The 12982-nt window shown below is 55.8% G+C and carries 11 protein-coding genes; 5 read left to right on the forward strand and 6 right to left on the reverse strand.

What is annotated here, in order from left to right; translation table 11 throughout:
- Positions 1-50: 50 nt before the first annotated feature.
- The 4 genes from Pla52nx_RS24060 to Pla52nx_RS24075 all read left to right on the forward strand — a co-directional run bounded on the left by Pla52nx_RS24060 (position 51) and on the right by Pla52nx_RS24075 (position 4569).
- Positions 51-1367 carry a coproporphyrinogen-III oxidase family protein gene (locus Pla52nx_RS24060; RefSeq protein ID WP_146522894.1) on the forward strand — a complete coding sequence of 439 codons (1317 nt, stop codon included), beginning with the start codon at positions 51-53 and terminating at the stop codon, positions 1365-1367.
- A 26-nt stretch (positions 1368-1393) separates the two neighbouring features.
- The gene (locus Pla52nx_RS24065) at positions 1394-1837 is read left to right on the forward strand and encodes a glycine cleavage system protein H (RefSeq protein WP_146522967.1); all 444 of its coding nucleotides are present in this window, start codon (positions 1394-1396) and stop codon (positions 1835-1837) included.
- Between the two features lie 34 nt (positions 1838-1871).
- Positions 1872-3116 (forward strand): GspE/PulE family protein, encoded by a 1245-nt coding sequence (locus Pla52nx_RS24070; protein WP_146522893.1) that lies wholly within the window; start codon positions 1872-1874, stop codon positions 3114-3116.
- 667 nt (positions 3117-3783) lie between these two features.
- Positions 3784-4569, forward strand: a complete 786-nt coding sequence (locus tag Pla52nx_RS24075; protein WP_146522892.1) for a PIG-L deacetylase family protein — start codon at positions 3784-3786, stop codon at positions 4567-4569.
- Here the strand turns inward: Pla52nx_RS24075 and Pla52nx_RS24080 are convergent, their stop codons facing one another.
- The 5 genes from Pla52nx_RS24080 to Pla52nx_RS24100 form a co-directional block, all read right to left on the reverse strand.
- Positions 4570-6792 carry a cation:dicarboxylate symporter family transporter gene (locus tag Pla52nx_RS24080; RefSeq protein WP_146522891.1) on the reverse strand — a complete coding sequence of 741 codons (2223 nt, stop codon included), beginning with the start codon at positions 6790-6792 and terminating at the stop codon, positions 4570-4572. It abuts the gene before it with no gap.
- Positions 6785-6970 (reverse strand): hypothetical protein, encoded by a 186-nt coding sequence (locus tag Pla52nx_RS24085; RefSeq protein WP_146522890.1) that lies wholly within the window; start codon positions 6968-6970, stop codon positions 6785-6787. The genes Pla52nx_RS24080 and Pla52nx_RS24085 overlap by 8 nt, the downstream gene beginning before the upstream one ends.
- Before the next feature lie 28 nt (positions 6971-6998).
- Positions 6999-8297 carry a Gfo/Idh/MocA family protein gene (locus Pla52nx_RS24090; RefSeq protein ID WP_146522889.1) on the reverse strand — a complete coding sequence of 433 codons (1299 nt, stop codon included), beginning with the start codon at positions 8295-8297 and terminating at the stop codon, positions 6999-7001.
- An 892-nt stretch (positions 8298-9189) separates the two neighbouring features.
- Positions 9190-9498 (reverse strand): hypothetical protein, encoded by a 309-nt coding sequence (locus Pla52nx_RS24095; protein ID WP_146522888.1) that lies wholly within the window; start codon positions 9496-9498, stop codon positions 9190-9192.
- A 656-nt stretch (positions 9499-10154) separates the two neighbouring features.
- Entirely contained in the window at positions 10155-10859 is a 705-nt protein-coding gene (locus Pla52nx_RS24100) for a hypothetical protein (protein ID WP_146522887.1), read from the reverse strand.
- Positions 10860-11686: 827 nt separating this feature from the next.
- Between Pla52nx_RS24100 and Pla52nx_RS24105 the strand changes: the two genes are divergently transcribed.
- A complete protein-coding gene (locus Pla52nx_RS24105; protein WP_261344281.1) occupies positions 11687-12196 on the forward strand; it encodes a reverse transcriptase domain-containing protein in 510 nt (169 codons plus the stop codon).
- Positions 12197-12513: 317 nt separating this feature from the next.
- Here Pla52nx_RS24105 and Pla52nx_RS24110 read toward each other — a convergent pair whose 3' ends face one another.
- Positions 12514-12891: a hypothetical protein gene (locus Pla52nx_RS24110; protein WP_146522886.1), complete on the reverse strand. Its 378-nt coding sequence runs from the start codon at positions 12889-12891 to the stop codon at positions 12514-12516.
- Positions 12892-12982: the final 91 nt, after the last annotated feature.

Consider the following 12982-nt stretch of genomic DNA (forward strand, 5'->3'; position numbering starts at 1 on the left):
GGCACTCACACACCACCTGCCAATTCCCTTTCAACCCCCGGTCCGTCCACATGTCATCTGTTGACAGTGAAAACAAAACCGAAGTCGGCAGCTACTTCATTTCCAACTATCCGCCTTACAGCCAGTGGAAAAAGGAGCAGCTACCAGCCGTTGAAACGGCTCTGCACACCGACGCGGCAGAATCGACTCCGCTGGGGCTGTATCTGCACATTCCATTTTGCAGAAAACGCTGCAAATTCTGCTACTTCAAGGTCTTCACGGACGTCAACGCCGCCGAAGTCCAACGGTACGTCGACGCTTTGTGCAATGAAATCTCGCTGGTCAGCCAGTTGCCCGTGATGGGGCAGCGCCCGTTTCGCTTTGTCTATTTCGGCGGTGGCACCCCAAGCTTTCTGTCCCCCAAACAACTGACGAAACTCGCCGACCGCCTCCGCGAACACATCACTTGGGACGGGGCCGAGGAAGTCACCTTTGAGTGTGAGCCCGGAACCTTGAGCGAAACCAAGGTCAAGACACTTCGCGATGTGATGGGAGTGACCCGACTGAGTCTCGGTGTAGAAAACTTCTCTGACGCATTGCTGGAGGAAAACGGCCGCGCCCACCTTTCCAAACAGGTCTTCAACGCTTGGGAATGGATCACCGCTGCTAACTTTCCTAACGTCAACATCGATTTGATCTCCGGCATGGTCGGCGAAACCTGGGACAACTGGCGCGAGAACGTCCGTCGCACACTGGAGCTTTCTCCTGAAAGCGTGACGATCTACCAGATGGAGCTGCCCTTCAATACCGTCTACAGCAAAGACATCTTGGACAAGCATTCCGATAGCCCCGTCGCCGATTGGGCCACCAAACGCGCGTGGGTGGACTACGCGTTCAACGAGTTCATGGCGGCGGGTTACAGCGTCAGTAGCGCTTACACCGTCGTCAAAGATCCCAACAAAGTGAACTTCTCCTATCGAGATAACCTTTGGCTGGGCGCCGACCTGCTGGCCACCGGCATCGCCAGTTTTGGACACGCCAGCGGAGTCCACTACCAGAACATCGCCGAGCTGGAACTGTACCTCAGCACGATCGAATCCGGCAAACTGCCTCTGGGACGCGGCTTTGTCCCCACCGATCACCAGCGTCTGATCCGTGAAATGATCCTGTTGCTCAAACGCGGCTATCTCGACGTCGATCATTTTCGCAACAAGTTCGGCGTCGATATCGTCGCGCATTGGCAAGCCGAGTGGGATCGCTATGTCAACGAAGGATGGGCGACGATCCAAGACAACACAATTCGTTTGACACGCTACGGCTTGCTGCGTGTGGATGCCATGCTGCCAGCGTTCTTTGAACCCGAACACCAAAACGTGCGATACACGTGAGCGACGGCAACGAGTTCTCGTTCGCGATGGGCGAATTCACGGCGACGTTCCCCAACGATCGTTCGTATGCAAAGAATCACATGTGGGCCGCCCACCAGGGCGGACTGCGATGGCGATTTGGCCTGACTCAGTACGCCGTCCGGCTGCTCCAAGACGTCTATTTCCTCGACTGGGTCGTCGAGCCGCCTCAGACGATCACCCACCGAATGCACATCGGTGCCATCGAAAGCAAGAAGGCCGAGAGTGATCTCTACGCTCCCATTGCCGGCACGTTTTCCGCGATCAATTCGCAAACCCTCGATGATCCGTCTCTGATCAACGCGGCCCCCTATGACGACGGCTGGCTGATCGAAATCGACTGCCTCGATGCCCATCCCGATGTCCTGCTGACCCCCGAGCAATACGCGGAGCACCTGATCGAAGCCTGGAAGGTCGCCCAGCGAACGATCAAGGGACAAGCCAACGAGTAGCCCACGAGCCGGACCTCATCGATACCTACGCCCCATGAAGAATGCCAAGACCCTCGCCAAATCCATCACCACCTGGGAAGCGGACAAGGAGCAGGAAGAAAAACAACCCGATCGCGCGTCCAAGGACAACGTCGAGTTCTGTAACCTGATTTTTGCCGAAGCCTACTTGCGCGGCGCATCGGACATTCACCTGGAACCGTTCGAGCAAGCCTTTCGGGCACGCGTCCGAGTCGATGGCGCGTTGCTGCAAGTCGCCGCCGGTCCGCTGGATGACTATCCGCAGATCTCCACCCGTTTCAAAGTCATCAGTAACCTCGATATCTCCGAACGCAGGCGGCCACAGGAAGGCCGCTTGAGGATGATCATCGAAGGCCGCTCGATCGACTACCGTGTCTCCTCCGTCCCAACCCTGTTCGGCGAAAAAATCGTTTTGCGAGTCGTCGACGCGTCCGAACTACGCGGGGATCTGACCCAACTGGGCATGTCGCAGCGAGACTCTCAACTGATGATCGAAGCCATCAGTCGCCAGTATGGCATGTGCCTGGTCACCGGCCCCACCGGATCGGGAAAAACCACGACGTTGTATTCTGCGATCTCGCGACTGAACCAACTTGATCGCAACGTGACCACGATCGAAGATCCCGTCGAGTTCAATGTCTTTGGCATCAACCAGATCAACGTCCGCCGCGACCTCAACATGGATTTCCCGCAAGTCCTGAGGCTGTTGTTGCGGCAGGACCCTGACGTGATCCTCGTCGGCGAAATCCGCGACGAAGAAACCGCGAACGTGTCCTTTCAAGCCGCTTTGACCGGCCACATGGTGCTCTCCACCTTGCACACCAACGACACCGTCTCCGCCGTCGCGCGACTCAAAGACATGGGGGTCGAGCCGTTCCTGATTTGTAGCGGTCTGAACGTCGTCTTGGCGCAACGCTTGACACGTCGAATTTGCGACTATTGCAAAGTCCAGATCAACGTGACCGAACAACACTTGGCCGCGTTGCGGATTTCGGAAAAGTTTGCCGGTCAAGCTACCTTTTGCGCCGGACGCGGTTGCCCCAACTGCAACGGCAGCGGCTTCAAGGGCCGAGTGGGAATCTTTGAAGTCCTGCCGATGTCCTCGCGATTCAAAGACATGATCTTCAAAGACGCATCGATCGCCGCGTTGCGTGAACAAGCCATCAAGGAAGGCATGCGCCCGCTGCGAGTCAGCGCGCTTGCCAAAGCCGCCAAAGGCCTCATCAGTCTCGAGGAAGCCTCCCTGTTTGTCCTGGAATGATCCGCGACGTGTAGGCCGGGGCACGCTATCGACTTGGAAAGTCGAAAACGAACACCACCATCCGCCCAAACACAAGCCATACGTCTTGAGCCGTAATGCGCAACTGTCACCTCCGCCACGGAACGAGACTGCTGATTTCATCGTGTTGCGCCCTGCAATGGTGAGTGGCAAGCCGCTAGTGCATCGTCCAGTCTTGGAACGTGGGTTTGATAAATGAGCCGTTTTGGCGTTAGCCACGGTTTTCGCGACTCAACCGTGGCTAACGCCAAAACGGCTAACCCCAAAATCAAGACTGGACGATGCACTAGCCCGGGTTATGAAAAACAATCTGCATTTCCCAACGATGTCACAACTCATTGTCAAGAATCTGTTTGCGCTAAAATCAATCATCCGCATGAATCATCCGGGCTAGTGCCTTGCGGCTCACTAATCATCAGTCTCCTGCGCCGGGAGAGGTGACAGAAACTTGCAAAACGCCACAGTGCCACAACCTCAACGTTTGAACGGTCCGGGGTTAAGCCAGTCACCGACGTTTCGTATCTATGAGCGCCCCGCCGAACTGAATTTCGTTATCATGTCGTGGTCGGTGCCAGAAGTCTGCGTACTCACCTACCACGCCGCGTTACTTGCTCCCCCTCCCTCACTCCCCTCATCCTGCCCCACCATCATGCCTGCTGCTCTCGCCATCTGTGCCCACCCCGATGACATCGAAATCTTGATGGGCGGAACGCTCCTGCAACTCGCCCGCCGCGGCTGGGATTTGCACTACGTCAATTTGTGCGACGGATCACGCGGCAGCACGACCATGTCGCGTCAAGAATGCGCGGCGGTTCGATTGGAGGAAGCCAAACGGAGCTGTGAAGTCCTCGGTGCAAAGTTCTATCCGCCGATCTACTCGGACATGGAAGCGGTCTACACGACCGAGAATCTGCAGAAGGTCACCGCGATCGTTCGAGCCTCCAAGGCCAGCATCGTTTTGACCCACTCGCCGAGTGACTACATGGAAGACCACGAGATCAGTTGCCGGCTCGCCGTCAGCGCCGCGTTCTCTCACGGCATGCCGAATCTGGAAAGCATCCCGCCGGTCGAATCCTATTACGAACCGGTGACGGTCTACCACGCTCAACCCGTCGGCAACCGCACGCCACTGGGCGAACTGGTGGTCCCGCATTTCTACGTCGACAGCACGGATCTGATCGAGAAAAAGATCGAAGCCCTGGCGTGTCACGCTAGTCAAAAGGAGTGGTTGGATGTCAGCCAAGGAATGGACAGCTATCTGGAAACCACACGCCAACTCAGTCGCGAAGTCGGCCGAATGAGCCGCCAGTTCGAACACGCGGAAGGCTGGCGACGGCATCTCCACTGGGGATTCTGTAACTCAGACGACGATCCGCTTCGCCTAGCACTCCGCGATGTCATCATCGAGTCCGATCCAACCGGCGCATCTGCGTGATCATTCGATCCAGTGCAGGTAGTCGCGGATGACTGACCAGCGTGGCGTTGACGCTTCGGCTGTCTTGCCCAACACCCAGTGATCATAAAACTCCTGCGCGGTCCCGTCCTTGCGTCTCAACTCGATCCAGTGCTCCAAGAAGTCCCTCATTTTGGCGTCGTTGTTTCCGATGACATAAAAAAGCGGCAGTTGAACGTTGACGTCTCTGGGAATGACCACTTCGTACTCGGGATGCATCAATGTGAATGCGGAACCGCTCTCCGCGCTGATCAGCAACGCGTCCAACTCGGGATGTTGACCCTGAAAAAACTCTAGGTTGTTGCCGATCTCGACAATCGTGACGTCCGGCAATGCGGCTTTCAAGCGTTCCACAAATCCGCGGCTCAGGTCCACCAGCCCGATGGTCAGATCTCCGTGCTCACGTATCGCTTTGAGCGTCTTGAACTCGTGGACTCGGAAATCGGGAACCGCAAGCGCAAGGTTGACATCCAGGTAGCTTTCGGTGTGCTGCATCGCTTGAGCCCGTTCCAAGGTGCCCACCAATCCGGACATGACGACGTCAAAGTGATCCGCTTTGAGTTGCTCGACCAAAGTCGAACGTTCAAATCGAACAAATTCAAGCTTCACCGCAATGTCTTTCGCCAACGCATGGGCCATCTCGACGTCATAGCCGACCAGGGTTCCTCGGGCGTTGAAAAACGCGAAGGGAACCTTGTCTTCGTTGTATCCCACACGCAAGACGCCGCGTCGCCGAATCCTGTCCATCAACCGCTCGCCGTCCAATAGTGGATCGGGGTTAGGGGTAGGCACCAGGATCACCTTGCTTTCGACCGCTTCATGGAGCAGTTGCATGCGTTCGATGATCTCGGCCCGCGGCGGCGATTCTTGGACCACACCATAGAGAAAAAACTGTACGCCACCCAAGAACATTCCTCCGATGACCGCCGTCGCCAGAACATATCGGATGCCTTTGGCCAAGTTGATTCTCAGCCTGCCGTTGAAGGCGAATACCGAGATCATGGTAAAGGCAGCCAAGTGCATGACTCCGACTGCGTCACCGAATCGTTCTCCGACCACTCCAGATACCAAATAGAGCTGGAACATGTCATGAGGCAGGTGCATCTGGTCCAACAGAAAAGGGATCGCTACGACCGGACCACCAAAGAATGCAAACAGGCCTGACCCTAGAAAACCCGGATAGTCCGACGAACGAAACGGCACACCCAAGAACCAAGCCGCAAAAGGGATGAATAGCAGACTCAGAAGTTTGCCGATGTGGGGAAAGGGATACGCCGTTCCGTACAACGCATCGACCGCGGGCGATTCGACTTCGCCAGAGATCAGATCGTCTCGTTTGAAAAGGCGTTCAGTGTTCTCGATCAACATCGGCAACACCACGATCAGCTTGCCGGTCGCAAACGCGGTCAACATCGGTTCTTTGACGACGAACAAGACCTGTCGATACGTCAGCGGTGTTACTGCGACCACCAACCCGGGCAAAACGATGAATCCCAGAAACAATGAGCCGGCGATGTACGCAACCAGATAGGCTTGCAGCCGACTGATTTCTGCCAGTGAAACCGTCCCCGCGGTGCTGGCCGCAATGGCAAAGATTCCGATCGGCGCCAAACGGGTCACAAACCTGCTGACTCCCATCAACGCTCCGGCGGCAACGTCCAACTGTTCCAACAGCACACCTCGGCGATCGGTTCTCGCCAATGCAACGCCGCAAAAGATGCTAAAGACGACGATCGCAGGGACATGGTTGCCGGCAAGTGACTGAAAGATGTTGGACGGAACGAAATACGACATCAGGTCCGGTTTCGGCGTGGACTGGATCATCGCCGTGCTGAAAAAAGAGCCCGACTGGATGTCTGGAAACGAAGCGGCCAAAAGCCAGATCGTGATCAGACAGATCGTCCACAGTCCGGTCAGCACGCTCACGCCCACGATGGCCAGCCTGCGACTATTGCTGAGCGTCAGTTTCCCAAGACTGGCAATCAACGTGATCGCGATATACGGCAACACCGTCATCCGCAACAGACCGATGAACACGTCTCCGACGATCGATAGACGTCCGCAAAGTTCACCAAAGAACAAACCACAGAGAATGCCCAGGATTAAGGCAATCAGAATTTGAATGGAGACATCCATTCGCAAGAGCCACCGCGACAATCGCCCAAATCTGACGGGGACGCTCGGGTGTGTATCATCGTCAGGCAAGCGGGCTTCTCCGGTCAATCTCTTTCGCTTCTTCTTTGCGTCGATAGGGATACGAAGACAACACAACCGTCGTTCCCGCCATCCGGTCGCCGATTCGCTGTTTCAGCGGAGATGCCCATGCGCTCAGGCAAGCAGGCAATCCCCCAAATACCATCGGATTGGTTTCCACCAAACGCATCAGGCTGCGAACCGGAACTCATCAGTGATTATCCGTTAGCGAGTTGATAAGGGGCTCGGTATTCCTTTGTCAGCCATTTTGCCGCCTCTGGATCGCCCACCACCGTTTCACTTGCGGGGTCCCACTGGAGCTTCTTGCCCGTTCGGACGGCAATGTTACCCAAGTGGCAAACCGTGGCCGAGCGGTGACCGATGCTGATGTCCGCCGCTGGCTTGTTTCGCGTTTTGACGCAGTCCAGAAAGTCGTTGAAATGGGCAAAGTTCGCGGCGGAGTTGACGATCTTGGGGATCTCGACTTCTTTGAGCAACTCCGGCGGATCGGCGATCAAGCCGCCGCGATAAACGAACAAGCTGCCTTTGTCGCCGACAAACTGCGTCCCCTGTGATTTGCTCGGTGCACCCGGTGTCTGTCGACAGTTCAGCACCACGCCGCTCTCGTACGTGTATCGGATGTCGGTCGAGTCGGGCGTTTCGTACCAGCCGTCGGGCTGATAGACCGCAGTGCCCTCGACGCTGATCGGCCCGCTGTCATCCATGCCCAATCCCCATTGAGCGATGTCGAGGTGGTGGGCGCCGAAGTTGGTTTGTTGCCCTCCACTGTAATCCCAAAAGAATCGGAACAAGTAGTGAACACGATTCTTGTTGTACGCTCGCTGGGGAGCGGGGCCGAGCCAACGATCAAAATCAAAACCCTCCGGCGGGGCACTGTCGGGAACCGGCATCCCGGCACGGGCGATCCAGTTCGGGCCGGGCAAAGTCACGTTCACTTCGCGGACCTTGCCGATCAAACCATTTTGAACCAATTGGACTGCCAGTTTAAATTCCAAGCCGCTGCGTTGCATGGTACCGGTTTGCACAACGCGACCGTGTTTTCGAGCGGCATCGATCATCGGGCGGCCCTCGCCGATCATCAGCGTGAGCGGTTTTTCGCAATAAACATCCTTGCCCGCCTGGCAGGCTTCGATTGTCATCAGTGCGTGCCATTGATCGGGAACCGTAACGACGACCGCATCGATGTCCTTGGAATCCAGCAGGCGTCGATAATCGTCCGTCATGACGGCGTCGCGCCCCGTTTCCTTTTTTAAAAAAGCTGCCGCTTCGGACAGATAGTTTGCGTCCAGGTCGCAGAACGCCTCGATGTTTCCCAGCAGGTACTTCATGTTGTTTCTCGGCCCGCCCTGATTGCCCACGCCGATCATGCCGACCCGAACTCTCTCACTGGGTGATTCCGCCGCAAAGGTGTCGCGATAACTCTTGGCCGAAATCCCCATGAAAAGTCCGCCGATGGCAGACTGTTTCAAGAACGATCGACGTGTCGAATGTGGCATGAAGTCAACTTTCTCTGCAAGAAGCTTGTGGGGGAAGGAGCCGATACAGGATAACTCGGCATGGGGCGAAACGAAACGTGGCGAGCCCGGTTTCACCCGAAGCCGACAGACACAGGCGGCTGCGGCGATTGGCTCTGCGGGGCAGTCCGGATGGTGGTCGCGTCGACGCCTTCGGCTTGGCTTCAAGCGAATTCGTGGCACTCATCGTGCGGCAACAAGAGGCCGCGTTCCGTGGGGCAGGTTTTCAACCTGCCAGGAGTCCTTCTAGCTCACGCCCCAATGATTTCCCCGACCGCGAAGCCGATCACAGACGGTAGCCGTCGGTCGCGACTGCGCACCGACGGTGAGTAGAACCTCGCCCCAACGGACCCCGAAGGAGACTGCTGATTTAGTCGTGTTGCGTTGTGTCTGTGAGCCGATGGCGCTAGCCACGGGCCTCGAAGGGTTTCGTCAACACCATTAGGCCCGCGGCTAGCGCCTTGCGGCTCACTAAATCAGCAGTCTCCGAAGGTCGTCGCAGAGAACTCGTCGCAACAAACCGTCTGACGTAGGTCATGCTGTGCATGACGAAATGCGGCACCGCCATCTCCACGCTTGGCCGTCTTGATTCGTTGTAACTTCCAGCACAGCCGCGTTTCAATGGACCAGCGGCATAAAGCCCAGCTTGCCCTAGCGGAACCGCGTTGTGACAAAGAACAGACAGCAAGGGCAAAAAAATGTGTGGGCAAAAAAATATCGGACCAGAATGAGCACTTTGTTGCTGGTGAAATCGCTCCCTCACGTCGATCAAGCCCTGCTACGACGCACTCTTCGCTGCCGCGCACACCGATTCACCCAAAGCAGAACGCTCTATTACCCCAGCAAAGTGCTCTGTCCCTATCAGATGCGTTGACTATTCAATCGGATCGTACAGCGAAGCATTTGTGCCGGCAAGCATGATGCCGACAAGCAGGAAGCCGAAGTTGCGGCCCGTGGCTTTTCGTGCGGGATTGCAGTTGTGATAGAAATACCAAAACACAAGTGATGTTGTGGCAGTCGGCAATACCGCCAGTAAGGGTGGCAACACGAATCGCAGTCCTACTGAACCGAAGTCAAACAAGGAAATCGAGCAATAACCGTGGCATGTAAGTTTCCAGCCCGCTTCACCGTGCGACGAGAAGAACAATGCATACAGAGGCACTGCTGAAAGTACGTGAACCATGGAAACCATCCATCGCCAATCGGGATGAACTGTGCGGACCGGCGTCTCAACCGAGTCGATCTTGGTCGGCGTTCTGTAAGGGTTGTTGGCTCCCATGTCGCGATTAAAACCCCCTCGCGATTAAAACCCCCAGCCCCTTTTAAGCGATCGCAGGCGTAGTCGAATCCGTCGACACAATCGAGAGCCGTCGCCCAAACCATCAGCATCAACACAGCAAAGACGCCGTTCATGCAACATGGCTCCCCCGACCGCGAAGTCGGTCAAAGAAGGTAGCCGTCGGTCGCGACAGCGCACCGACGGTGGGTAGAACCTCGCCCCAGCAGACCCCGAAGGCGGTCGCAAACACCTTGCAACATACCGTCTGTGCAAGGCCAATTGCGCCCCAGCGGCGGGCGAAAGAAGAAGCGGGGTGCGAATGCAAGAAGAAGCTCAGTCAGGACTTGAAGTTGGTTGGCAACGAAGCCAAAGCCTCCGTCCTCGCAAGGATGCGTACTCCTAAGCCACAAACCAAGACCACTTCTCGCATCAACACGAACTCAACCAACGAAGGCCCGATAAGGTTCAACAAATTGCACCACCGAGTCGGGAAAGTTGAGTGTCCATTTCTTAAACCGCGCAAGCCCGACTTCGGTGGATGCGATGGTTATCCGTTCGTTTTACTTAAGCGCTGGTGAAACCTTCTTGGCTAACGCTTTCGCCTTCTTACTACCAATCGCATCCAATCTTCGCTTTAGGTAAAACTGTGAATTGCGATCTTCGCGTGGTAAAGGGTCTAGTAAATCAACGAGTTGAGAATCATTTACCATGCTCAGTGCGAGCTCAGTAATCCGTGATGCCTCTGAATCGTGATATTGATTCTCGTGTGTTCGTGCCATTAGCTTTGCGAACGTCGTTTCTTCCGCTTTGGTGAGTGCATTCTTCGGGTAAACGAAGGAGTTGTCTTCGATCGCAAAATAGATGTCATCATCTTGCGATTTGAGTGACCGAAGAAATGCAGGAATGTTGGGTGCGAGAATGCGAGAGTTGTTGTCGTGACACATCTGGAAAACCAAACCGCGTATCGGACCATCGATTCCGACAACGACCGGATCGGATTCGTTGTTCTCCGATACGAAGAACGGCAGAAAGCGGAGGTCCATTGTGAAGTCGAATGCGCTCCATGTGAAAACTGCCTCCGATAACGGGTAAAACCGACAACCAAGGCGTTTGACCTTGCCGCCGTTGCATGTCTCATAGAATCGAGCCAGCGGTTTGACTGAGGCGATTCCCATGTCGTCGAAGTAGCGTTGAGCCGCTTTGGTGGACGTCGGTTTTCGTGGCTTGCAGCCAACGGATTCGATTAGTTCTATCGAAGGTTGCATGTTGCCTCTATCGGATAGCGGCGAGATCACCCAGTCGCGGCGGCGGTCTCTGTGGTTTGAAACGACGACACCCGCGGCTTGGGTCCATCAGTACGCCCAACATGGGCGTGATCTTGTGGGGTGCCGCTTCCTTCGGGAAGCCAGTCCCCTGTACGAAAACGAAGCTTGAAACGAAAGGCAGTATACCAAATGTAATCTTTCAAGATGAAGTACTAGGCCCTGTCTCCAAGATGCCCGGCAACTGCGCACAAGGCGACAAACCGTGGGGAGGAAGCCTGCGGATGTGCTCGGAAAGACGGCTCCGGCCAGAGGAACGTGCGGTTCGACGAGAACTGAATCGGATAGAATTCCCACGGCTACTCGTGCCGTCCACATCCACGCCAAGACCCGTCAGGTTCGCGCGCAGCATGCAGCAACGTGGTACAGAAATCACATTGAGGCCGATGACCCTAGGTGAGCTGGCTGCTGACAGCGAAACCGAACCGGAAAAGCAGGGCACAGGTAGATGTGGCCCAACAAGCAATGAATACAGTGACGGGAACAGATCACGTGTCCGTGAAAAATCGATGGTCTCCATCGACCAAACGGACGTCCCTTATTTGGGGAGGGCTTCATCCTGTGCCCGCTCGTAGAGCTTGCTCCAACGCAGGGTGGACCGTGATAACACGAACCCACGATCGAAGTCGGCAGCAGAAGGCATAGGAGTGACCCGCCGAGTCCAACGGCGACACAAAGGCGTGAACGTCACAAGACAAGGAACGAACCACCGATGAACTCTGATGCTTCCTCGCTCTCCATCCGGGCTTGACCCGGTGGAATCAAGACTGATGAGCTACAAAGAAGCAGTCGATTCGCTTGGCTCCCCTCCGGCCTCGTGCCGGTGGAAGCAAGGACGATCACTGGCCATCTCAAGTCGCGTTCGTCCCGTTGCCACCGGCACGAGGCCGGTGGGGAGATGGGGTTCGATTGGCCTGCGGTGTCGTAGCCAGTCAATCTTATTCACCACCGGCACGAGGCCGGTTGGAGTCTGGTCAAATCGAACGAATGGTAACAGCTATGCAGACGACTTTGTGATTTTCACAAAGACCGAAGCGGTGGCGCAGCGCGTGTACGGGAGCATCGAACGCTTCTTGACCGAGCGTCTGAAATTGTCCGTCAATCACGACAAGAGCAGCATCCGCAAGACGGATGGGCTTGAGTACGTGGGCTACGAGTTTCGTGGTTTTGGCGGCCAAACTCGCGTGAGCGAGAAGAAGCTCTTGGCATTCAAGAAACCCGGCTGCGGAAACGGATGTCGTTGGGCGTGTCCTGTCGTGTCGCTCGTGGCTTTGCGATGAGCGGCAAGGGCCCGCGTTGTTTGGCAGACAGAGCGTCTTTCCGCGACGTCAGGTGTCCAGCGAGCTTTATCCAACGAGTACCTAGCCGCCGAGGGCTTGTTTATTCTTGAAGAGTGCTGGCTATCGCTTACATTCTTGAGGCGAAACGCACTGTATTCATCGATCCTGGGCGGACCCGCATGCTAGGTGATGTGAGAAGGGTCCCGGGCAACCGGGCTCCTATCTCGATTGGCATGGTTCTGTCGAAGTCTTGTAAGGGCTGAAAACTGAATGGAGGCGACATCGTCCACGGTGATCTGACGTGACTGCGCTATCGATCACCTGTTTACGCACGCATAAGCTATGACAGATACAAAGCAAACCTGCGATGCTGCAAACCCGGTGAAGAGAATCATTTTCGTCGCGGTTCCTTCACCCAATACTTGCGCAGCGATGGATGCAACCGTGATTAGTACGGCCCCAACACCGAACGTGATCTTGACTACACCAGCGAGCCGCCGAGCACGAACGTTGATCGGCGCCGAATTCAATGCTTGCCCTGCTTTGTAGATCTGTGTCTTCACGGTAAAGGTCTTGATGTATCGCGTAAACCCAGCGACGAGTATTCGAATGCGACGAACGCCCCGCATCACGGAGTCGGGAAAGTTGATTGTCCATTCGTGAAACCTCGCAAGCCCGGCTCCGTTGAATCGCATGGTTTCGTCCCTTCTTTTCGTTTGCACAACCAAATGCTTTGGTGTGACGTTGAAGTGTAGCCGATGAGCTTAGTCGAATCAAAACCAGTCA

It is taken from the genome of Stieleria varia (assembly GCF_038443385.1).
Classification (GTDB): Bacteria; Planctomycetota; Planctomycetia; order Pirellulales; family Pirellulaceae; genus Stieleria; species Stieleria varia.

Excerpts from the sequence above, each read along its gene's own strand:
- Pla52nx_RS24065 (WP_146522967.1), top strand. The coding sequence starts at position 1,394 with ATGGGCGAATTCACGGCGACGTTCCCCAACGATCGTTCGTATGCAAAG.
- Pla52nx_RS24085 (WP_146522890.1), bottom strand. The coding sequence starts at position 6,970 with ATGCGTTTGGTGGAAACCAATCCGATGGTATTTGGGGGATTGCCTGCT.
- Pla52nx_RS24090 (WP_146522889.1), bottom strand. The coding sequence starts at position 8,297 with ATGCCACATTCGACACGTCGATCGTTCTTGAAACAGTCTGCCATCGGC.
- Pla52nx_RS24105 (WP_261344281.1), top strand. The coding sequence starts at position 11,687 with ATGAGCTACAAAGAAGCAGTCGATTCGCTTGGCTCCCCTCCGGCCTCG.
- Pla52nx_RS24075 (WP_146522892.1), top strand. The coding sequence starts at position 3,784 with ATGCCTGCTGCTCTCGCCATCTGTGCCCACCCCGATGACATCGAAATC.
- Pla52nx_RS24100 (WP_146522887.1), bottom strand. The coding sequence starts at position 10,859 with ATGCAACCTTCGATAGAACTAATCGAATCCGTTGGCTGCAAGCCACGA.
- Pla52nx_RS24070 (WP_146522893.1), top strand. The coding sequence starts at position 1,872 with ATGAAGAATGCCAAGACCCTCGCCAAATCCATCACCACCTGGGAAGCG.
- Pla52nx_RS24095 (WP_146522888.1), bottom strand. The coding sequence starts at position 9,498 with ATGGTTCACGTACTTTCAGCAGTGCCTCTGTATGCATTGTTCTTCTCG.
- Pla52nx_RS24110 (WP_146522886.1), bottom strand. The coding sequence starts at position 12,891 with ATGCGATTCAACGGAGCCGGGCTTGCGAGGTTTCACGAATGGACAATC.
- Pla52nx_RS24060 (WP_146522894.1), top strand. The coding sequence starts at position 51 with ATGTCATCTGTTGACAGTGAAAACAAAACCGAAGTCGGCAGCTACTTC.